Source organism: Microbacterium sp. LWH7-1.2, from assembly GCF_038397755.1.
Lineage (GTDB): Bacteria > Actinomycetota > Actinomycetes > Actinomycetales > Microbacteriaceae > Microbacterium.
This window is the reverse complement of sequence record NZ_CP151637.1, coordinates 2494242-2512875: the sequence shown is the minus strand read 5'-3', so window position 1 is coordinate 2512875 and position 18634 is coordinate 2494242. Positions and strand designations below refer to the sequence as shown.

The 18634-nt window shown below is 70.1% G+C and carries 19 protein-coding genes and 3 tRNA genes; 16 read left to right on the top strand and 6 right to left on the bottom strand.

Translation table 11 applies throughout. The features are described 5' to 3' along the window. Positions 1-331: 331 nt before the first annotated feature. Entirely contained in the window at positions 332-643 is a 312-nt protein-coding gene (locus MRBLWH7_RS11715) for a transposase (RefSeq protein ID WP_341994632.1), read from the bottom strand. 167 nt (positions 644-810) lie between these two features. On the opposite strand from MRBLWH7_RS11715, the gene MRBLWH7_RS11710 reads away from it, so the two are divergent. Next, positions 811-1935: a site-specific integrase gene (locus MRBLWH7_RS11710; RefSeq protein WP_341994630.1), complete on the top strand. Its 1125-nt coding sequence runs from the start codon at positions 811-813 to the stop codon at positions 1933-1935. 123 nt (positions 1936-2058) lie between these two features. Here MRBLWH7_RS11710 and MRBLWH7_RS11705 read toward each other — a convergent pair. The 3 genes from MRBLWH7_RS11705 to MRBLWH7_RS11695 form a co-directional block, all read right to left on the bottom strand. Continuing rightward, positions 2059-2131: transfer RNA gene (locus MRBLWH7_RS11705), tRNA-Phe, on the bottom strand. A gap of 77 nt (positions 2132-2208) precedes the next feature. Next, a tRNA-Asp gene (locus tag MRBLWH7_RS11700) sits at positions 2209-2282 on the bottom strand. A 20-nt stretch (positions 2283-2302) separates the two neighbouring features. Beyond that, a tRNA-Glu gene (locus MRBLWH7_RS11695) sits at positions 2303-2375 on the bottom strand. Positions 2376-2696: 321 nt separating this feature from the next. Here MRBLWH7_RS11695 and MRBLWH7_RS11690 point away from each other — a divergent pair. Next, complete coding sequence (locus MRBLWH7_RS11690) at positions 2697-3992, top strand: peptidoglycan DD-metalloendopeptidase family protein (RefSeq protein ID WP_341994628.1); 1296 nt, start codon at positions 2697-2699, stop codon at positions 3990-3992. 70 nt (positions 3993-4062) lie between these two features. Here the strand turns inward: MRBLWH7_RS11690 and ppa are convergent, their stop codons facing one another. Then, the gene (gene ppa / locus MRBLWH7_RS11685; protein ID WP_341994626.1) at positions 4063-4596 is read right to left on the bottom strand and encodes an inorganic diphosphatase; all 534 of its coding nucleotides are present in this window, start codon (positions 4594-4596) and stop codon (positions 4063-4065) included. A 159-nt stretch (positions 4597-4755) separates the two neighbouring features. On the opposite strand from ppa, the gene tilS reads away from it, so the two are divergent. The 13 genes from tilS to MRBLWH7_RS11620 all read left to right on the top strand — a co-directional run bounded on the left by tilS (position 4756) and on the right by MRBLWH7_RS11620 (position 15722). Beyond that, positions 4756-5754: a tRNA lysidine(34) synthetase TilS gene (gene tilS / locus MRBLWH7_RS11680; protein ID WP_341994624.1), complete on the top strand. Its 999-nt coding sequence runs from the start codon at positions 4756-4758 to the stop codon at positions 5752-5754. Positions 5755-5768: 14 nt separating this feature from the next. Further along, a complete protein-coding gene (gene hpt, locus MRBLWH7_RS11675; protein WP_341994622.1) occupies positions 5769-6320 on the top strand; it encodes a hypoxanthine phosphoribosyltransferase in 552 nt (183 codons plus the stop codon). Positions 6321-6611: 291 nt separating this feature from the next. Then, positions 6612-8621: an ATP-dependent zinc metalloprotease FtsH gene (ftsH, locus tag MRBLWH7_RS11670; RefSeq protein WP_341994620.1), complete on the top strand. Its 2010-nt coding sequence runs from the start codon at positions 6612-6614 to the stop codon at positions 8619-8621. A 9-nt stretch (positions 8622-8630) separates the two neighbouring features. Further along, positions 8631-9221 carry a GTP cyclohydrolase I gene (folE, locus tag MRBLWH7_RS11665; RefSeq protein ID WP_341994618.1) on the top strand — a complete coding sequence of 197 codons (591 nt, stop codon included), beginning with the start codon at positions 8631-8633 and terminating at the stop codon, positions 9219-9221. Then, positions 9218-10045 (top strand): dihydropteroate synthase, encoded by an 828-nt coding sequence (folP, locus tag MRBLWH7_RS11660; RefSeq protein WP_341994616.1) that lies wholly within the window; start codon positions 9218-9220, stop codon positions 10043-10045. The genes folE and folP overlap by 4 nt, the downstream gene beginning before the upstream one ends. Further along, positions 10045-10440: a dihydroneopterin aldolase gene (folB, locus tag MRBLWH7_RS11655; protein ID WP_341994615.1), complete on the top strand. Its 396-nt coding sequence runs from the start codon at positions 10045-10047 to the stop codon at positions 10438-10440. The genes folP and folB overlap by 1 nt, the downstream gene beginning before the upstream one ends. Next, positions 10437-10994, top strand: coding sequence for a 2-amino-4-hydroxy-6-hydroxymethyldihydropteridine diphosphokinase (folK, locus tag MRBLWH7_RS11650; protein ID WP_342002028.1), 558 nt, complete (start codon positions 10437-10439; stop codon positions 10992-10994). The genes folB and folK overlap by 4 nt, the downstream gene beginning before the upstream one ends. Then, positions 10991-11488: a DUF3180 domain-containing protein gene (locus MRBLWH7_RS11645; RefSeq protein WP_341994614.1), complete on the top strand. Its 498-nt coding sequence runs from the start codon at positions 10991-10993 to the stop codon at positions 11486-11488. The genes folK and MRBLWH7_RS11645 overlap by 4 nt, the downstream gene beginning before the upstream one ends. Beyond that, positions 11430-12029: a PH domain-containing protein gene (locus MRBLWH7_RS11640; RefSeq protein ID WP_341994613.1), complete on the top strand. Its 600-nt coding sequence runs from the start codon at positions 11430-11432 to the stop codon at positions 12027-12029. Before MRBLWH7_RS11645 ends, MRBLWH7_RS11640 begins: the two co-directional genes overlap by 59 nt. Continuing rightward, positions 12026-13843 carry a PH domain-containing protein gene (locus MRBLWH7_RS11635; protein ID WP_341994611.1) on the top strand — a complete coding sequence of 606 codons (1818 nt, stop codon included), beginning with the start codon at positions 12026-12028 and terminating at the stop codon, positions 13841-13843. Before MRBLWH7_RS11640 ends, MRBLWH7_RS11635 begins: the two co-directional genes overlap by 4 nt. Next, positions 13840-14553, top strand: coding sequence for a Rossmann-like and DUF2520 domain-containing protein (locus MRBLWH7_RS11630; protein WP_341994609.1), 714 nt, complete (start codon positions 13840-13842; stop codon positions 14551-14553). Before MRBLWH7_RS11635 ends, MRBLWH7_RS11630 begins: the two co-directional genes overlap by 4 nt. After that, positions 14550-15395 (top strand): pantoate--beta-alanine ligase, encoded by an 846-nt coding sequence (gene panC, locus MRBLWH7_RS11625; RefSeq protein WP_341994607.1) that lies wholly within the window; start codon positions 14550-14552, stop codon positions 15393-15395. The genes MRBLWH7_RS11630 and panC overlap by 4 nt, the downstream gene beginning before the upstream one ends. A 27-nt stretch (positions 15396-15422) precedes the next feature. Continuing rightward, positions 15423-15722: a hypothetical protein gene (locus MRBLWH7_RS11620; RefSeq protein WP_341994605.1), complete on the top strand. Its 300-nt coding sequence runs from the start codon at positions 15423-15425 to the stop codon at positions 15720-15722. Between the two features lie 28 nt (positions 15723-15750). On the opposite strand, the gene MRBLWH7_RS11615 is transcribed toward MRBLWH7_RS11620, so the two are convergent. Continuing rightward, positions 15751-16959: an MFS transporter gene (locus MRBLWH7_RS11615; RefSeq protein WP_341994603.1), complete on the bottom strand. Its 1209-nt coding sequence runs from the start codon at positions 16957-16959 to the stop codon at positions 15751-15753. A gap of 148 nt (positions 16960-17107) precedes the next feature. On the opposite strand from MRBLWH7_RS11615, the gene lysS reads away from it, so the two are divergent. Then, positions 17108-18631, top strand: a complete 1524-nt coding sequence (gene lysS, locus MRBLWH7_RS11610) for a lysine--tRNA ligase (protein WP_341994601.1) — start codon at positions 17108-17110, stop codon at positions 18629-18631. Positions 18632-18634 lie beyond the last annotated feature (3 nt).

The window sequence follows — 18634 nt, the reverse complement described above, 5'->3', positions numbered from 1 at the left end:
GTCGCGGTGTCCGGCTTCCAGCCGCGGCGTTTCCGGCGGTGGGAGACCCCGACCAGGCCGTCCAGCCGCATCAACCGAGCGACACGGCTGCGTGCGACGTGAACGCCGAGCCCGAGCCGCAGCTCGGCCAGCACCCGCGGCGCACCATACGTCTCCCTGGAGTCGGCGTGGATGCGCCTGATCGTTGTTGTCAGCTCCGCGTCCGTGATGGCGCGCAGCGAGGATGATCGGTCTCGCCAGTCGTAGTAGCCGGAGGTCGAGACCCCGAGGAACCGGCAGGCCACCGCGACGGGGACACCGTCCGCGGCGAGCTCCTGGACCAGCCGGAACCCTATTTTGGGAGCACGTTCTCCCTGGCGAAGTATGCCGACGCCCGCTTGAGGATCTCGTTCTCCATCTCCAGCACACGCAACCGGCGGCGAAGCTCGACAAGCTCCTTGTGCTCATCGGTCGTCAGACCTGGCTTGCGGCCGCCGTCGATGGCGTCGCGGTTCATCCAGTTCCGAAGGCAGGACTCGCTGATCCCGAGATCACGGGCGGTCTGGCCGACAGGGTTGCCCTGCGCGACCAGATCCAGGGCTCGACGCCGGAACTCCGGCGGGTGGGCAGCAGGCATCTCACGGACTCCTTCCGAGACGATCATCGCCTCAACTCAGGTGTCCGGAAAGGCGGGTCAAGCTCCCCATCGACATGTGTGCACGTATGTGTGAAGCGGAGCCGACTAGCGTCTCAAGTCGCTCGCGCTCAGTCTCCGCTTGACGGCTCAGAGATCTTGCTGAACTGGCGATGCATTACACATAAACTGTGGTCATGGCTACCATCGAGGCGTATGAAACCGCGTCGGGCAGGCGCTATCGGGTGCGGTATCGGCGGCCGGACAACACGCAGACCGACAAGCGTGGGTTTCGCACAAAGCGCGACGCCGAGGGTTTCCTTGCCACGGTCGAGGTATCGAAGCTTCGCGGCGAATGGATCGATCCATCCCGGTCCCGCGTCCTTTTCGGGGAGGTTGCCGAGGCCTGGTACGCCGGAAAGGTGCGTGTAAAGCCCACGACGCGATCGGGCTACCGGAACTCGCTGGATAAGCACGTCCTGCCGGCGTGGGGGCGCATCCGGATCGCCGACATCGAGCACTCGGGTGTACAGGCGTGGGTTGCCCAACTCTCGGAGACCCTTTCGCCGTCGTCGACCCGACAGATCTACTTGGTGCTGTCGGGCGTGCTCGCGTTCGCAGTCCGCGATGGGCGGCTGGCGCGCAATCCTGCGTCAGACATCGAGTTGCCGCGGCTTGTCGCTTCCGAGCGCAAGTATCTGAGTCACGCACAGGTTCATGCGCTCGCCAACGAGGTGGGGGACTGGCAGACGTTGGTCAGATTCCTCGCCTACACCGGCCTGCGCTGGGGTGAAGCCACAGCGCTGCGCCCAGCGGACGTCGACCTGCCCAATCGGCTCGTGCACGTGCGCCGGGCGGTTGCCGACGTGCGCGGCACGTTGGTGTGGGGGACTCCCAAGACCCACGAGCAGCGCACAGTTCCATTCCCTTCGATCCTCGACAACGACCTCGCCGCCCATGTCTCCGCTGGCGCGCGGGTCGGTCTGGTGTTCGCAGGTTCCTCAGGTGCACCCGTGCGCGGCGGAAACTTCCGGCGTCGAGTCTTCGGTCCCGCGATAGCCCGTCTCAAGATCATCTCGAACGGCGCCTTCCCCGATGTCACGCCGCACGACCTCCGGCACACCGCGGCAAGTCTCGCGATCTCGGCCGGCGCGAACGTCAAGATCCTCCAGCGGATGCTCGGCCACGCCTCAGCTGCCATGACGCTGGACGTCTACGCAGACCTGTTTCCCGAGGATCTGACATCCGTTTCGATCGCTCTCGATCGGGCCGCACGCGATTCAGATGTGGGCAAAATGTGGGCAAACGGCCCCTCGGCCTAAGTCGAGACCCGGATCGCGGCGCGGCTCGGGGGTCCGCGGGAGGAGTTTGTTGGGGTCTGAAAACCGGCCCTGACCTGGGAAAAGCGAAACCCCCGCGATGTAGAAGCTACGCGGGGGTTTCAGTGGCTCCGACCGGCATCGATCCGGTGACCTTTCGATTTTCAGTCGAACGCTCTACCAACTGAGCTACAGAGCCTCGCGGCATCTTTCAGACAAGACCTGCCGCGTCCTAGACGAAAGGCCCTCTTCGAAAAAAGGGCCCGTCGCTCGGAGCGACCCTGACGGGACTTGAACCCGCGACCTCCGCCGTGACAGGGCGGCACGCTAACCAACTGCGCTACAGGGCCATGCTTATTGAATTATGGAGTGACCCCAACGGGATTCGAACCCGTGCTACCGCCGTGAAAGGGCGGCGTCCTAGGCCGCTAAACGATGGGGCCGGGTGAACCTTTGGGGCTCACTGCCGAGGACCAAGCATACGTAACTCCTCGGGAAAACGCGAATCGAGGGCGCGCCGCCCTTGTGCAACTCTGCGCTGAGGCGCACACTGACCGGGTGACCGCTACCCGAGGCGGCGGTCGCCGTGCACCTCTGGGGGGTTGCACATGTTACTGATGTTGCTAGTGTGAAACGAGTTGACGCCGCGAGGGAGGGATCCGGTGCAGCCCGAAAACGTCACTGATCAGGCCGTGTCCGACGACACCTCCGTGGACTGCGGGTGCGCTCCATCTGCCCGTGAGCAGCGGCGGCTCTGGCCGTCGATGAATCGGCGCACGGCGCTCGGGCTCGGCATCCTCGGTGTCGCGGCGCTCGGCGCCGCCGGCGGAACACTCGGCCCGCTCGTCGCTCCCGCGTTCGCCGCCGACTATCCGTCGTGGGACGACGTCGTCGCCGCCAAGAACAACGAGGCGGCCAAAGCCGCCGAGATCACCAAGATCCAGCAGCTGATCGCCGGGCTCGAGGCCGATGTCGCCGCGAAGCAGCAGGTCGCGCAGCAGCTGGCCGACGAGTTCTACGTCGCGCAGCAGGCGTACTTCGACGCGGCCCTCCGTGCCGACCAGCTGCAGCAGCAGGCCGACGAACAGGCCGCCGCGGCGATCGACGCGGCGAACAAGGCCGGCCGGGTCGCGGCACAGCTCTATCGCAATGGCGGCGACGACACGTCGCTGGAACTCTTCTTCGCGGGCTCCGCCGCGGGCGCCGACGACCTGCTGGCGCGCCTGGGCACGATGGACAAGCTCGTCCAGCGCAACCAGGACGTGTACGCGCAGGCCGTCACCGCGCGCGACTCGGCGCAGAGCCTGAGCGACCAGGCGGCCGTGCAGCGCGCCGAGCGCGACCGGCTGCAGAAGATCGCCGAAGAGAAGATGGTCGCCGCGCAGAAGGCCGCCGACGAGGCGCAGGCCGCCCTCGACGCGCAGAACGCCAAGCGCGGCGAGCTCGAGGCGCAGCTGGCCGCCCTGCAGGACGCGACGGCGAAGACCATCGCGGACTACCAGGAGGGCGAGCGCATCCGCAAGGAGGCCGAAGCGGCAGCGGCCGCCGCGGCCGCCGCGGCGGCGAGGGCCGAGGCGGAGCGCCTCGCCCAGCAGAACCAGGGCGGCGGTGGAGGCAGCGGCGGAGGTGGATCCGTCGTCGGCTCGGGCTGGGCGCGTCCCTCGTCCGGCTGGCGCAGCTCGGGCTATGGGCCACGCACGGTGCAGTGCGGCAACAGCTACTGCTCCAGCGGCTTCCATTACGGAGTCGACCTCGCCGCCGGCTGCGGCGCCGGAATCTACGCCGCCTCGGCAGGGCGCGTCGTCTACGCCGGCCCGAACGGCGGCTACGGCAACTACATCAAGATCGACCACGGCGGCGGCATCGGCACCGGCTACGGCCACATCCGCAACGGTGGCATCTTCGTCGGCGTCGGCCAGTGGGTCGGTGCCGGGCAGCTCATCGCGAGCGAGGGCAACACCGGCAACTCGTTCGGCTGCCATCTCCACTTCGAGACCTACGTCAACGGCGGCACGACCAACCCCATCAACTTCATGGCGGCGCGAGGCATCTCCGTCTGAGCGCGTCGCACGCCTCACAAACGACGAGAACCGGATGCCGAGGCATCCGGTTCTCGCATGAATCGACAGGTCAGAGCGTGCTCGGCGCGATGCCCTCACCCTGGGTCGCGGTCTGGCCCTCGTGCTCGGCGAAGCGCGCGAAGGCCTCGTCGACCAGGCGCTCGGCCTCGGCGGCGTTCGCCCACTCGTCGACCTTGACCCACTTGTCGGGCTCGAGGTCCTTGTAGTGCTCGAAGAAGTGCGCGATCTCCTTCTGCAGGTATTCGGAGATGTCGCCGACGTCCTGGATGTGGGCCCACCGCGGGTCCTTGGCGAGCACCGCGACGACCTTGTCGTCGCCGCCGGCCTCGTCGCTCATCTTGAGCACGCCGACGGGACGGACGCTCGCGAGGATGCCGGGCGCCAGGTCGACGTCGAGGATCACGAGCACGTCGAGCGGGTCGCCGTCCTCACCGAGGGTGTTCTCGAAGAACCCGTAATTGGTGGGGTAGCCCATGGGCGTGTAGAGGATGCGGTCGAGGAACACGCGGCCCGTGCCGTGGTCGACCTCGTACTTCACGCGGCTGCCGCGCGGGATCTCGATGACGGCGTCGTACGCGCCCATAGTGGTGCTCCTTCGAAGACTGTGGATTGCCGCGACCAGCCTAGTTCTCGCCTCACCGCGGTCCACAACTCAGGCGGATCCCCGCGAAAGTGCGGGCTGAGAGGCCGGCGCCGCGGTTCTTCCTGAGTTAAGAGCGCACGCCGCGGGTACGGTGGGCGGGTGGAGGAGCGCAGACCCGGACTCGACCCCGCTGTCGCCGAGGTGCGGCTCGCCGTGCGCCGGGTCCTCACCGGCCTCGAACCCGGCACGACCGCGCTCGTCGCCCTGTCAGGCGGCGTCGACTCGCTCGCGCTGGCTGCGGCGACGGCGTTCGAGGCCCCGAAGCTCGGGCTCCGCGCCGCGTCGCTCACCGTCGACCACGGTCTCCAGGACGGATCGACGGATGCCGCCACCTCCGCGGCCGCGAAGGCCGAGGCCCTCGGGCTCGATGCCCGCGTCGTCCGTGTCGAGGTCGGCGGCGCGGGTGGTCCCGAGGCCGCAGCGCGCGACGCGCGCTACCGCGCCCTCGCCGATGGTGCCAGGGCGATCGGCGCGGCCGCCATCCTCACCGGCCACACGCTGGACGACCAGGCCGAGACGGTGCTGCTGGGCCTCGCCCGCGGCGCGGGTGCGACCAGCCTGCAGGGCATGGCCGAGGCATCCGTCCTCGACGAGGTCACCCTGCTGCGTCCGCTGCTCGGCGTGCGCCGCGCCATCACCTCGGCCGCCTGTGCGGCCGAGGGCCTCGAGCCGTGGCACGACCCCCACAACGCCGACCCGCGCTTCGCGCGCGTGCGCGTGCGCGACGCCGTGCTGCCGGTCCTGGAGTCCGAGCTCGGGCCGGGAATCGCCGAGGCGCTCGCGCGGACCGCGGCGCAGCTGCGCGAGGACGCCGAGGCCTTCGACCAGATGATCGACGAGACGATCGAAGACATCGTCGAGCACGCCGAGGCGGGCATCTCGGTGTCGGTGGCCGCGCTCGCCGCAAATCCGGCGGCGCTGCGGAACCGCATCATCCGGCACGTCGTGGCGAGCGAGTTCCACGAGAGCCTCACGCGGACGCAGACGCTCGAGGTGGCGCGCCTGGTCACCGACTGGTCGGGTCAGGGACCCATCGACCTGCCCGGATGCCGCGCCCGCCGGATCGGCGGACGGATCGAGTTCTCGTCCCGCCTCTGAATAGACTCTTCTCCATGCGCGCGGCCGACGTCTCCAGCGACATCACCGAAGTCCTCGTCACCGAGGAGGAGATCCGAGCCAAGCTCGACGAGATCGCGGCGCAGGTCGCCGACGACTACGCGGACGAAGACCTTCTGCTGGTCGGGGTGCTCAAGGGCGCGGTCATGGTCATGGCCGACTTCGCGCGCGCGCTCGAGAAGCACGTGACGATGGACTGGATGGCCGTCTCGTCGTACGGCGCCGGCACGAAGTCCAGCGGTGTCGTGCAGATCCGCAAGGATCTCGACACCGACATCCTCGGCAAGCACGTGCTCATCGTCGAGGACATCATCGACTCGGGCCTGACCCTCAGCTGGCTGCTGGAGAACTTCGCGGCCCGCGGAGCGGCATCCGTCGAGGTCTTCGCGCTGCTGCGCAAGCCCGAGGCTGCCAAGGTCGAGGTGCGCTGCAGGTACGTCGGCTTCGACATCCCCACGGAGTTCGTCGTGGGCTACGGCCTCGACTACGCCGAGAAGTACCGCAACCTCCGCGACGTCGCGGTGCTCGCGCCCCACGTCTACAGCTGACGCCCTCAGCAGCCGTCGCCCGGATAGCGGACGCGGATGCCTCGGCCCGCAGCATCCGTCAGCCAGATCTGCGGCGCGATCGTGGCGATCGCCGCGCACGGGCGCAGCCTCTCGCATCGTCGGGTTCGTGCAGCGCTTCGCCCCACGCTGTCGGGGCGGACTGTGATTACGCCCGGGGCGAATGCACAGACGGCGCCGAGGAATCGCGCGATACCCTGATTCAACCGTCGACGGGGGCATTCCCGTCCGCGGCGGCACGTCGACGAAAGGGGTCGGGCTCGCGCCCGCGCCATGGACTTCAAGAAGATCACCCGCAACCCGCTCTTCTACGTCCTGCTGATCGGGGTCTTCCTCATCGTGGGGTTCTCGCTCATCTCGAGCCTGGGCGGCGCGAAGCAGATCTCCACGCAGGAGGGTCTCGAGCTGCTCTCTGGCGACACCGTCACCGAGGTCGTCAACACCGACGGCGACCAGCGCGTCGACATGAAGCTCTCGAAGGAGTACGAGGGCGCGACCGACGTGCAGTTCTACTACGTCTCTGCGCGCGCCGCCGAGGTCGTCGACGCGGTCAACGAGGCGAACCCGAAGGACGGCTTCAACGACGCCGTGCCGCGCGCGACGTGGTTCGACGGGTTCATCTCCCTCCTCCTGCCGATCCTGCTGCTCGGTCTGCTGTTCTGGTTCCTGCTGTCGAGCGCCCAGGGCGGCGGCAGCAAGGTCATGCAGTTCGGCAAGTCGCGCGCGAAGCTCGTGACGAAGGAGATGCCGCAGGTCACCTTCCAGGACGTGGCGGGCTCCGACGAAGCGATCGAAGAGCTCGAAGAGATCAAGGACTTCCTGAAGGACCCGTCGAAGTTCCAGGCCGTCGGCGCCCGCATCCCGAAGGGCGTGCTGCTGTACGGCCCTCCCGGAACGGGCAAGACGCTTCTCGCGCGCGCCGTCGCCGGCGAGGCGGGCGTGCCGTTCTACTCGATCTCGGGCTCTGACTTCGTCGAGATGTTCGTGGGTGTCGGCGCGAGCCGCGTGCGCGACCTGTTCAACCAGGCCAAGGAGACCGCCCCCGCGATCATCTTCATCGACGAGATCGACGCCGTCGGCCGCCACCGTGGTGCCGGCCTGGGCGGCGGGCACGACGAGCGCGAGCAGACGCTGAACCAGATGCTCGTCGAGATGGACGGCTTCGACCCCAAGGCGAACGTCATCGTGATCGCGGCGACCAACCGCCCCGACATCCTCGACCCGGCGCTGCTGCGCCCCGGCCGGTTCGACCGCCAGATCGGCGTGGACGCGCCCGACCTGAAGGGGCGCACCAAGATCCTCGAGGTGCACGGCCGAGGCAAGCCGCTCGCCGACGGCGTCGACCTCGAGGTCGTCGCGCGCAAGACGCCCGGCTTCACCGGCGCCGACCTCGCCAACGTGCTGAACGAGGCCGCCCTCCTCACCGCTCGCTCGAACGCGCAGCTGATCGACAACCGCGCACTCGACGAGGCCATCGACCGCGTGATCGCCGGCCCGCAGCGCCGCACCCGCGTGATGAAGGACAAGGAGAAGCTCATCACGGCGTACCACGAGGGCGGCCACGCCCTCGCAGCGGCGGCGATGAACCACACCGACCCCGTCACGAAGGTCACGATCCTCCCGCGCGGCAAGGCACTCGGCTACACGATGGTGCTGCCGCTCGACGACAAGTACTCCGTCACCCGCAACGAGCTGCAGGACCAGCTCACGTACGCGATGGGCGGCCGCGTCGCGGAAGAGATCGTGTTCCACGACCCGACGACCGGTGCGTCCAACGACATCGAGAAGGCGACGAACATCGCCCGCAAGATGGTCACCGAGTACGGCATGACGGGCGACATCGGCCCGGTCAAGCTCGGCCAGTCTTCCGGCGAGGTCTTCATGGGCCGCGACATGGGCCACGGCCGCGAGTTCTCGGAGCGCGTCGCCGAGCGCGTCGACGTCCAGGTGCGCGACCTCATCGAGCAGGCGCACAACGAGGCGTACGAGGTCATCAACGCGAACCGCGACGTGCTCGACAAGCTCGCGCTGGCGCTCCTCGAGAAGGAGACGCTCGACCACCTGGAGCTCGCCGAGATCTTCAAGGACGTCAAGCGCCTGCCGCCGCGCCCGCAGTGGCTGTCGAGCGAGCAGCGTCCCGTCTCGGAGCTGCCGCCCGTCGAGGTGCCGCAGCGCCGCGACGAGGCCGGTCTCGCCGCGAGCGTCGAGGCTGACGAGCAGCCGGCTGCCGAGAAGGCGACCAAGCGCCGCCCCACCGGACAGGCGCGCCCGGCGACCGCGTAGGCTCGGCCTATGGCCGTCGATCGTGAGCGCGTCGCCGCGCTCGTGCGCGAACTGCTCGAGGCGATCGGCGAAGACCCCGAGCGCCCCGGACTGAAGCAGACGCCCGAGCGCGTCGCCGACGCCTATGCCGAGTTCTTCGCGGGAGTGGGGACGGATGCCGCGGCCCCGCTCGCGCACACCATCTCGGTGTCGCGCGGGCCGGCGCCCGACACGCTGCCGTCGGGAGCGGTGATCCTGCGCGACATCATCTTCCGCTCGGTGTGCGAGCATCACCTCCTCCCTTTCCGCGGGCACGCTCACCTCGCCTACCTCCCCGGGGAGCAGGTCGTCGGACTCGGCGCGCTGCCGAAAGTCGTCGACATCCTGTCGTCGCGTCCGCAGGTGCAGGAGCGCCTGGGCGAGCAGATCGCCGACGTGATCGCCGGGTCCCTCGACGCCCGCGGCGTGCTGGTCGTGCTCGACGCGTCGCACGAGTGCGTCACGATGCGGGGCGGACGCCAGCCGGATGCCTCGACCGTGACGATCGCGGCACGCGGCGAGCTCGCCGATCCCGCCGCGCGGGCCGAGCTGGTCGCCCTGATCGGAGCTGGTCGCGGATGACCCTCATCATGGGGGTCGTCAATGTGACGCCCGATTCCTTCAGCGACGGCGGACGCTACGTGGATGCCGAAGCCGCCGTCGGCCACGGGCTGCGGCTTCGTGCGCAGGGCGCCGACATCCTCGACGTCGGCGGCGAATCCACGCGGCCGGGCGCGGAGCGCGTGAGCCCCGAGGTGGAGCAGGAGCGCGTGCTCCCGGTGGTGCGGGCGTTGGCGGACGCCGGGGTCGTGGTCAGCATCGACACCATGAACGCCTCCACCGCCGCCGCGGCCGTCGAGGCGGGCGCGCGGATCGTCAACGACGTCTCGGGCGGTATGGCGGATCCCGCGATGCTGGCGACCGTCGCCTCCACCGCCGCGGACGTGGTGCTGCAGCACTGGCGCGGCCACTCCGCCGACATGTACGCGGGCGCCGTGTACGACGATGTCGTCGCGGACGTCGCCGGCGAGCTCGCCGCCCGCGTCGAGGCGGCCGCGGCGGCGGGCATCGACCCCTCGCGGGTGATCGTCGACCCCGGCATCGGCTTCGGCAAGCGCGGCGAGCAGAACTGGGAGACGCTGCGGGGGCTTCACCGCTTCGTCGCGATGGGTCAGCGCGTGCTGATCGGCACGAGCCGCAAGCGGTTCCTCGCCGAGGCGCTCGCGGAGGACCCCGCCGATGCCTCCGAGGCCCGGCGGGACCTCGCCACCGCGGTCACGAGCGCGCTCGCGGCGCAGGCGGGGGTGTGGGCGGTGCGCGTCCACGATGTCGCCGCCACGCGAGATGCTCTGGTGGTCGCCCGGCGCTGGGCGGGCGCGGATCGATCAGGCGGCCGGGAGGGCTGATGGACTTCATCGACGAGATCACGCTCACCGGCGTGCGCGCCTACGGGTACCACGGGGTATTCGAGGACGAGCGGCGCGAGGGCCAGGAGTTCGTCGTCGACGTGACTCTGTACCTCAGCACCGCGGAGGCTGCCGAGACCGACGACGTCGCCGACACCGTGCACTACGGCGAGGTCGCCGAGCGCATCGTCGAGCTCGTCGGCGGTGAGCCGCTGAACCTGATCGAGGGCGTCGCGGCGCGCATCGCCGACGACCTCCTCTCGTACGACCTCGTGCGGATGGTCGCGGTCACCGTGCACAAGCCCCAGGCCCCGATCACCGTCCCGTTCTCCGACGTGTCGGTGACGATCCGCCGCGGCCGCCCCGCGGACCCGGCGTGGACGGCGGGCTCGTGAACCGCCGTCTCGCTCAGGGGTTCGACGGTAACGTCGAGCGTCACCCGCGTGCAGCGGTCGAAGCCGTCGTCGCGCTCGGTGCCAACCTCGGCGATCGCGCCGAGACGATGGCGGCGGCCATCAAGGATCTCGCGCGGGTGCCTCTCGTCGACGCGGTGCGGGTCTCGGAGCCGATCGAGTCGGTCGCTCTGAAGCCGGAAGGACCGGATGCCTCGGCCCCGGCCTACCTGAACGCCGTCGCGATCCTCACCACACGCCTGGCGCCGTCGGTGCTGCTCGGTTACCTCCACACCATCGAGCAGCGGCATGGCCGGGTGCGGTCGGCGGCGCGCTCCGCGCGCGAAGGAGGCTGGGAGGACCGCACGCTCGACCTCGACCTCATCACCTACGACGACGTCGTCAGCGACGACCCGCGGCTCCTCCTCCCGCACCCGCGCGCGGCGGAGCGCGACTTCGTGCTGGGTCCATGGCTGGCGGTCGACCCCGACGCGGTGCTCCCCGGCGTCGGCCGTGTGGACGAGGCGCTGCGCCGGCTGCGGTCGGAGGCTCGATGAAGCGCACGGGTGCGGGAGTGCTGGTCATCGCGGCGGTCCTCGGGGTCGCGGCGGGGTTCCTCGTGGATCAGCTGCTGACCTCGGCAGGGCGACCCACGTTCACCCCCGCGGTGACGCTCCCGATCCTTCTCGTGCTGCTGGGCGCGGTCGTGGTCGGGCTCGCGATCCCGATCCGCCGGGCCACGCGCGGCACATCGAAGGCGAAGGTCGATCCGTTCCGCGCGGTGCGCATCGCGATGCTCGCCAAGGCGTCGAGCATCGTCGGCGCCGCGATCGGTGGAATGGGTGCGGGGCTGTGGATCTTTCTCGCGACCCGACCGGTCACGCCCTCGCTAGGCTCGTTGGGGACGGTCATCGCGACGACCGTGTGCGGCGTCCTGCTGGTCGTCGCAGGTCTGGTCGCGGAGCACCTGTGCACCATCCGGAAGGACGACGATGACGAACAGCCCGGAGGCGACGACCCCGGACTCGAGCCGAGAATCCACAACCACTGACGCGGCGGCGGCACCTGACGCCGCCCCTGAGTTCGAGCGGCTCGTCGAGCCGCGGTCGGAGAACCGGCTCGCCCTCGAGAGCGGGGTGTGGCACCAGATCTCGCCGAAGTACGTGATCGTGCAGTTCATCTCGACGGGATCGTTCCTGCTGGTCGTCATCGCGGCCACGCTCGTGCTCACGCTGCTGATGCATCAGCTGTGGGCGTGGATCCCCGGCGGCATCATGACGGTGATCCTCGCGTGGACGCTCGCCATCCTTCCCCGGCAGGCGCGCGCGATCGGATACCAGCTGCGCGACGACGACCTCGTCTTCCGCCGCGGCATCCTGTGGCAGCGTTTCGTCGCCGTGCCCTACGGCCGCATGCAGCTCATCGACATCACGCACGGCCCGCTCGACCGCGGCTTCGGCATCGCGCAGCTCAAGTTCGTGACCGCCGCCGCCGCGACCGGCGTGGTGATCCCCGGCCTCGCCCAGTCCACTGCCGAGACGCTGCGCGATCACCTCGTCGAGGTCGCCGAGAGCCGGCGCACCGGGCTATGAGCGATCCGCTTCCGCCGTCGGAACCGGCGCCCGCGGGGCCCGGTGCGACGCCGGCCGCCGCTCCTGCCGGCCCCGGTGCGCCGCCGCCGCAGCTCGTGCGCTCGCCGCTCAGCGACGGCGAATGGCACCGCCTGCATCCGCTCACCCCGCTGCTGCGCGGCGGGCTGTTCCTCATCGTCGTCATCGGCATCGTCCTCGCGAACCTGCGCGATCGTCTGGTGTACATCTTCCTGCCATGGCTCGCGCCGGGCGTGGGGGACGAGGTGGTGGAGTGGGAGCAGGTCGGCGGCGACCCGGTCGACTTCATCATCGCGAACAACCTCTACGTGCTGGCCGCCGTCGCGGTGCTCGCGGCCCTCATCGTGCTGGTCGCGGTGTTCTACACGTCGTGGCGCTTCCACACGTTCCGCATCACGGATGACGACGTCGAGGTCCGCAGCGGCATCCTGTTCCGCACGCAACGGCGTGCCCCGCTCGACCGCGTGCAGGGCGTCAACCTCACGCGGCCGATGATCGCCCGACTGCTCGGCATGGCCAAGCTCGAGGTCGTCGGCGCGGGCACCGACGCGAACGTCAAGCTGGAGTACCTCTCGACCGCCAACGCCGAGGCCGTCCGCGCCGACATCCTGCGCCTCGCGTCGGGGCGCCGGCTCGCGATGGCGGGCCCAGCCGGCGCGGCCGCACCGCGGCAGCCCGGCAGGGTCGCCTCTCTCGGTCAGACCGTCGGTCGCGAGATCACCGGACTCATCGAGGGGCCCGAGGCCCCCATCGACGAACTCGAATCGGTCGTGCACATCCCCCTCGGCCGGCTCGTGGCATCGCATGTCCTCAGCACCTCGACGCTGGGCCTCCTGTTCGCGATCGTCGCGATCGTGATCGGCGTCAGCCAGGGCGTGACCTGGCTGCTGTTCGGGTTCGTGCCCGCGATCATCGGCTTCGGCGCGTACTGGGTGCGCTCGATCGTCCGCTCGCTGCGCTACTCGATCGCGCCGACGCCCGACGGCGTGCGCATCACGTTCGGGCTCTTCACGACGATCACCGAGATCGTCCCGCCCGGCCGCGTGCACGCCGTCGAGGTGACGCAGGGGATCTTCTGGCGCCCCGCCGGATGGTGGACGATCCGGATCAACCGACTCACGGGCCGCAGCGCCGCAGACAGCACGACCGATCAGTTCACGACGGTGCTGCCCGTCGGCACCGCGGCCGACGTCGAGCGGGTGCTGCGCCTTCTGCAGCCGTCGCTGTCCGACGAGGAGCGCGCGCTCATCGTCCAGCAGGGCATCCTCGGGCCGACCGAGGGCGACACCTTCACGAACACGCCGAAGCGCGCGTGGTGGATCCGGCCCTTCTCCTACCGGCGCAACGGCTTCCGCCTCACCGAGGACGTGCTCCTGATGCGGCGCGGCGTGGTGTGGCGCAAGCTCGTGATCCTGCCTCTCGCGCGGCTGCAGAGCCTCGGGCTGTATCAAGGGCCGCTCGACCGCGCGTCGCGCGTGACCAACGTGCGCGCGCACGTCGTGACCGGGCCGGTCTCGCCGTTCCTCGCGGCCGTCGACCGCGACAGCGCACTCGCCCTCTTCGACGACGTCGCCCGCGGGTCGGTACGCGCCGCGCTCGCGGACCGTACTCACCGCTGGGCAGAGGACGAGAGGGATGCTTCCGCCTCCGTCGCTGTGACGCCCGAGGCGTACGTGCCCGCTGCCGCGTCCCCCGCGCCACCTGCGGCCGACGCAGACGCTCACGCCGCAGCATCCGTTCCCCCTCCGCCTGCGGGGTACACGGTCGTCGCCCGACCGGGGGAGGACCGCCGATGAGCCGGGACGGCCGCCTCGGCGTGGGCATCATCGGCGCCGGACGGGTCGGGCCGGTGCTGGGCGCAGCGCTGGGCGGAGCGGGGCACGCACTCGTGGGGATCACGCAGGGCTCCGACCCTGAGCGCGTCGAGGCGATGCTTCCCGGCGTTCCCGTCCTCGACGCCACCGAGGTCGTCCGCCGCAGCGAGCTGGTGATCGTCGCAGTACCGCACGACCAGCTCGAAGGACTGGTCGGTGGTCTCGCGGAGGTCGGCGCGTGGCAGCCAGGGCAGCTCGTGCTGCACACGGATCCGGCCTGGGGCACCGGCATCCTGTCGGCCGCCGTCGCGAAGGGGGCGATCCCGCTCGCCGTGCACCCCGCGATCGAGTTCAGCGGGACCTCGATGGATCTGCGGGCGCTCTCGAGCGCGTACGCCGCCGTGACCGCCCCCGGCCCCGTCCTGCCGATCGCGCAGGCGCTCGCCGTCGAGCTCGGCTGCGAGCCGGTCGTGGTCGAGGAGTCGGCCAGGCCCGCGTATGCGGAGGCGATCGCGACCGCTCGCGATTTCTCCCGCTCGATCGTGCGGCAGGCGACAGCGCTGCTCGCCGAGGCGGGCGTGCCGCAGCCGGGGTCTTTCCTCTCCGCCCTCGCGCACACGACGATCGAGCACGCGCTGGCGGAGGCGGGCTCCGGTCCCGCAGCCGAGCCCCCCGCTACGATCCAAGGATGATCAGCACCGTCGACGAGCTGCGGGCTCGGCTCGCCGAGGTCCGCGCCGCCGCCCCCGGAGCGCGTATCGCCCTCATCTCCACCATCGGCTCTCTCCACGACGGACACATCGACCTCGTCCACCGCGCGCGCGAGGTGGCGGACATCGTCGTCGTCTCGGTGTTCGTCAACCCGCTGCGCTTCGCATCGCCAGCGGAGTTCGCGGCGTATCCCCGGACGCCCGACGAGGACGAGCGCCTGCTCGAGTCGCTCGGCGTCGAGGTCGTGTTCGCCCCGGAGGCGAGCGAGCTGCTCCCCGACGGCTCGGCGACGACCAAGGTCACCGCTGGTGACCTCGGCCTTCGCTACGAGGGGCGTGCGCGTCCGTTCTACTTTGACGGGCTCCTCACGGTGGAGGCGAAGCTTCTGCACCTCGTCGACCCCGATGTCGCCGTCTATGGCGACCGCGACCGGCAGCGGGTGTTCCTCGTGCGCCGCATGATCCGCGACCTGTTCTTCGACGTCGAGGTCGCGACGGTCGAGACCGTGCGCGGGGATGACGGCCTGCCGGTGTCGACGCGCGTCGGAATGCTCGAGGACCGCGATCTCGCTGCCGCCGCCCTCCTCCCGGCCGCGCTCGACGCGGCCGCCGCGAACGCGGACCGCGGCGTGGACGCGTGCATCGCCGCCGCACAGTCTGCGCTCATGGGAGAGCCGCGCATCCAGCTGGAGTACCTCAGCGTCGTCGACCCGGCCACATTCCTGCCGGTCGACGAAGGCAGCAGCGGACCGGCACTGGCGCTCATCGCCGCCTCGGTGGCGGGGCACCGGTTCATCGACAACGCCGAGATCTACCTGGGCTGACCCGGGTCGGCGGGCGGGGAGGGCGACATGCGCGTCACACGGATAGGCGGTCCGACCGCCCTCGTCGAATGGGAAGGGTGGCGGATCCTCACGGAACCCACATTCGACCCGCCGGGGCGGACATATTCCTTCGCAGCGGGGACGTCGTCGCGCAAGACCACCGATCCCGCGATCGCGCTGGAGGAGATCGGCCCGGTCGACGTGGTGCTGCTGAGCCACTTCTCCCAGCAGGAGGAGGCCGCCGCGGCGGTCTTCGACGCTGCTCCGGGACACGTGCGGGAACGGGTGCGCTGGGCACCGCTGGGCGTGCCGATCGAGCTCGGCTGAGATCGATCCGACTCGCGTCGAGCCCGGCTCAGCCTGCCGGGTCGTCCTGCGCGGCCGCCTGGAGCGAGTGGCGCCGCATCGCGATACCCGCGCCGAGCGTCGCAGCGAGGACGACGGCCGAGAAGACGAGCAGCACGGCCGTCTCGCCCACAAAGGGAAGGGCGAGACCCACGAGGAGCACCGGTGCGACAAGGCCCCCGTAAGCGATGAGGAAGAGCAGCGCGAGAGTCTCGCCTCGGCGATCGGGTGCCGCGAGCGCGCTCGCCGCGGCGAGCGCCGAGCGGAACATGATGCCGGCGCCGGCGCCGGCGACGATGCCGCCCGCGATGAAGAGCGCGAGAGCGGGGATCAGTGCGCCCGCGGCGATGGACAGGAGACCCGCCGCGAAGCACAGGATCGCGATGAGAAGCTGCGCCCGCTGCGCGACGCGGACCAGAAGCACCTGCGCGACCGTCGCGGCGCCGAAGACGGCGAAGACGGTCGCACCGTCCACCAGGTGATCGGAGACCTGGAAGGTGTCGTGAAGGAAGGTCGGAGCCAGCGACGTGAACAGCGCGAAGAGCGCGAACGAGGCCGCCGCGCCGGTGCTCGCCGCGGCGAAGGCCGCGCCGGACCCGGCAGGGAGTGCCAGCCGCTGTGGGCGATAGGCCGTGTGCGGCGCCGAGGTGTCGACGGTCTCGGGCACGGCGCGCAGCGCGAGCGCGGCCGCGACGAAGAGGACCAGGAACACGAGGTGCGGCAGCTCCAGCGGGTCGGGAGCGAACTCGGCGAACAGGCCGCCCAGGAGTGGTCCGAGCGCGAGCCCGCCGAGATTGGCTGCTCCGGCCACCGACGCTGCGACGACCGGCGTCTCCGCGGGGCGCGCCTTCAAGCGCAGTTCGGCGAGATGAGCCGTCGCCGCGGCGCTGAGCATGCCGACGCTGACCCCGTCGACGAATCGCGCGGCGATGAGGCCGGGAACCGAGTTCCAGACGGTGAAGACGACTGCCGCGAGCGCAGATACGAGGACCGCGATCACGGCCATCCGGCGCCGTCCTGCCCAGTCGCTGATGTGACCGATCAGGAACAGGCTGACGACGACTCCGACCGCGAACGCGGCGAAGATGAAGGTCACGACCGGAACGGGGAAGTCGTCGGCCGCCTGGTAGAGCGGATACAGCGGCGTGGGCACCGTGGCGTAGGCGGTGACGGTCGTGAAGGCGGCGGCGACGACCCAGAACCCGGCGAGATCCGACATCGTGCGACGAGTTTGCGACATCGCGTCGTCCGATCGTGTCGAGGTGGGCGTTCGATGAGCCGTCCCCGACCTTACTCGCGCCCTGGAGCACCTCGGTAGACTCAGGGGTCCGCGTTCTGCGGAGAACCCCCACCGAGGAGCACACCCCGTGACCGACACGACCTCGCCCGCCGAGACCGCCGAGCCGACCGAAGAGGAAGTCTTCGAGCAGAAGGCCGTGCGACTGGCGAAGCGCGAGCGTCTGATCGCGGAGCGGACGGATGCCGCGGGCGGGGCGTATCCGGTCAGCGTGCCGATCACCGACACGATCCCGGCGCTGCGTGAGCGCTTCGCCGACCTCGAGGCGGGCGCCGAGAGCGGCGTCACCGCGGCGGTCGCAGGCCGCGTCGTCTTCAGCCGCAACACCGGCAAGCTCTGCTTCGCCTCGCTGCAGTCGGGCGACGGCAGCCGCATCCAGGCGATGGTGTCGCTCGCGGCCGTCGGCGACGAGTCGCTCCAGGCCTGGAAGGAGCTCGTCGACCTCGGGGACCACGTCTTCGTGTCGGGCGAGGTCATCTCGAGCCGGCGCGGCGAGCTGTCCATCATGGTGTCCGAGTGGAGCATCGCGTCGAAAGCAGTGCTGCCGCTGCCGAACCTGCATTCCGAGCTCAGCGAGGAGAGCCGCGTCCGCAGCCGCTTCCTGGACCTCATCGTGCGCGACCGGGCCCGCGAGACGGTCGTCGCCCGCGCGAAGGTCAACGCGAGCCTGCGGCAGACGTTCGCGTCCCACGACTTCATCGAGGTCGAGACCCCGATGCTCCAGGTGCAGCACGGCGGCGCCTCCGCGCGGCCGTTCATCACGAACTCCAATGCGTTCGACACCGACCTGTATCTGCGCATCGCGCCGGAGCTGTTCCTCAAGCGCGCCGTCGTGGGCGGCATCGACCGGGTGTTCGAGATCAACCGCAACTTCCGCAATGAGGGCGCCGACTCGACGCACAGCCCGGAGTTCGCGATGCTCGAGGCCTACCAGGCGTACAGCGACTACAACGGCATCGCCGACCTCACGCAGGAGCTGATCCAGAACGCGGCGATCGCGATCTCGGGTTCGACCACGGTGACCTGGGCGGACGGCACCGAGTACGACCTGGGCGGCCAGTGGGAACGCCTGTCGATGTACGAGTCGCTGTCGGAGGCGGCCGGCCGCGAGATCACGCCCGAGACGCCGTTCGAGGACCTTGTCGCGCTCGCCGAGGCCGAGGGGGTCGACCTGCCGCCGCACGCGATCCACGGCAAGCTCGTCGAGGAGCTGTGGGAGCACTTCGTGAAGCCGGGCCTCGTGCGCCCGACCTTCGTGATGGACTTCCCGGTCGACACGAGCCCGCTGGTGCGCGAGCACCGTTCGATCGCCGGCGTCGTGGAGAAGTGGGACCTGTACGTGCGCGGCTTCGAGCTCGCGACCGGCTACTCCGAACTCGTCGATCCGGTGATCCAGCGCGAACGCTTCGTCGAGCAGGCGAAGCTCGCCGCCAAGGGCGACCTCGAGGCGATGCGCATCGACGAGGAGTTCTTGCGCGCGCTCGAGCACGGCATGCCGCCCACCGGCGGCATGGGGATGGGCATCGACCGTCTGCTCATGGCGGTGACCGGGCTCGGCATCCGCGAGACGATCCTCTTCCCGCTCGTCAAGTAGTCC

Bases quoted from the DNA above. Each gene is read 5' to 3' on its own strand.
- MRBLWH7_RS11715 (WP_341994632.1), bottom strand. From the start codon at position 643: ATGATCGTCTCGGAAGGAGTCCGTGAGATGCCTGCTGCCCACCCGCCG.
- MRBLWH7_RS11710 (WP_341994630.1), top strand. From the start codon at position 811: ATGGCTACCATCGAGGCGTATGAAACCGCGTCGGGCAGGCGCTATCGG.
- MRBLWH7_RS11690 (WP_341994628.1), top strand. From the start codon at position 2,697: ATGAATCGGCGCACGGCGCTCGGGCTCGGCATCCTCGGTGTCGCGGCG.
- ppa (WP_341994626.1), bottom strand. From the start codon at position 4,596: ATGGGCGCGTACGACGCCGTCATCGAGATCCCGCGCGGCAGCCGCGTG.
- hpt (WP_341994622.1), top strand. From the start codon at position 5,769: ATGCGCGCGGCCGACGTCTCCAGCGACATCACCGAAGTCCTCGTCACC.
- ftsH (WP_341994620.1), top strand. From the start codon at position 6,612: ATGGACTTCAAGAAGATCACCCGCAACCCGCTCTTCTACGTCCTGCTG.
- folE (WP_341994618.1), top strand. From the start codon at position 8,631: ATGGCCGTCGATCGTGAGCGCGTCGCCGCGCTCGTGCGCGAACTGCTC.
- folP (WP_341994616.1), top strand. From the start codon at position 9,218: ATGACCCTCATCATGGGGGTCGTCAATGTGACGCCCGATTCCTTCAGC.
- folB (WP_341994615.1), top strand. From the start codon at position 10,045: ATGGACTTCATCGACGAGATCACGCTCACCGGCGTGCGCGCCTACGGG.
- MRBLWH7_RS11645 (WP_341994614.1), top strand. From the start codon at position 10,991: ATGAAGCGCACGGGTGCGGGAGTGCTGGTCATCGCGGCGGTCCTCGGG.
- MRBLWH7_RS11640 (WP_341994613.1), top strand. From the start codon at position 11,430: ATGACGAACAGCCCGGAGGCGACGACCCCGGACTCGAGCCGAGAATCC.
- MRBLWH7_RS11635 (WP_341994611.1), top strand. From the start codon at position 12,026: ATGAGCGATCCGCTTCCGCCGTCGGAACCGGCGCCCGCGGGGCCCGGT.
- MRBLWH7_RS11630 (WP_341994609.1), top strand. From the start codon at position 13,840: ATGAGCCGGGACGGCCGCCTCGGCGTGGGCATCATCGGCGCCGGACGG.
- panC (WP_341994607.1), top strand. From the start codon at position 14,550: ATGATCAGCACCGTCGACGAGCTGCGGGCTCGGCTCGCCGAGGTCCGC.
- MRBLWH7_RS11620 (WP_341994605.1), top strand. From the start codon at position 15,423: ATGCGCGTCACACGGATAGGCGGTCCGACCGCCCTCGTCGAATGGGAA.
- MRBLWH7_RS11615 (WP_341994603.1), bottom strand. From the start codon at position 16,959: ATGTCGGATCTCGCCGGGTTCTGGGTCGTCGCCGCCGCCTTCACGACC.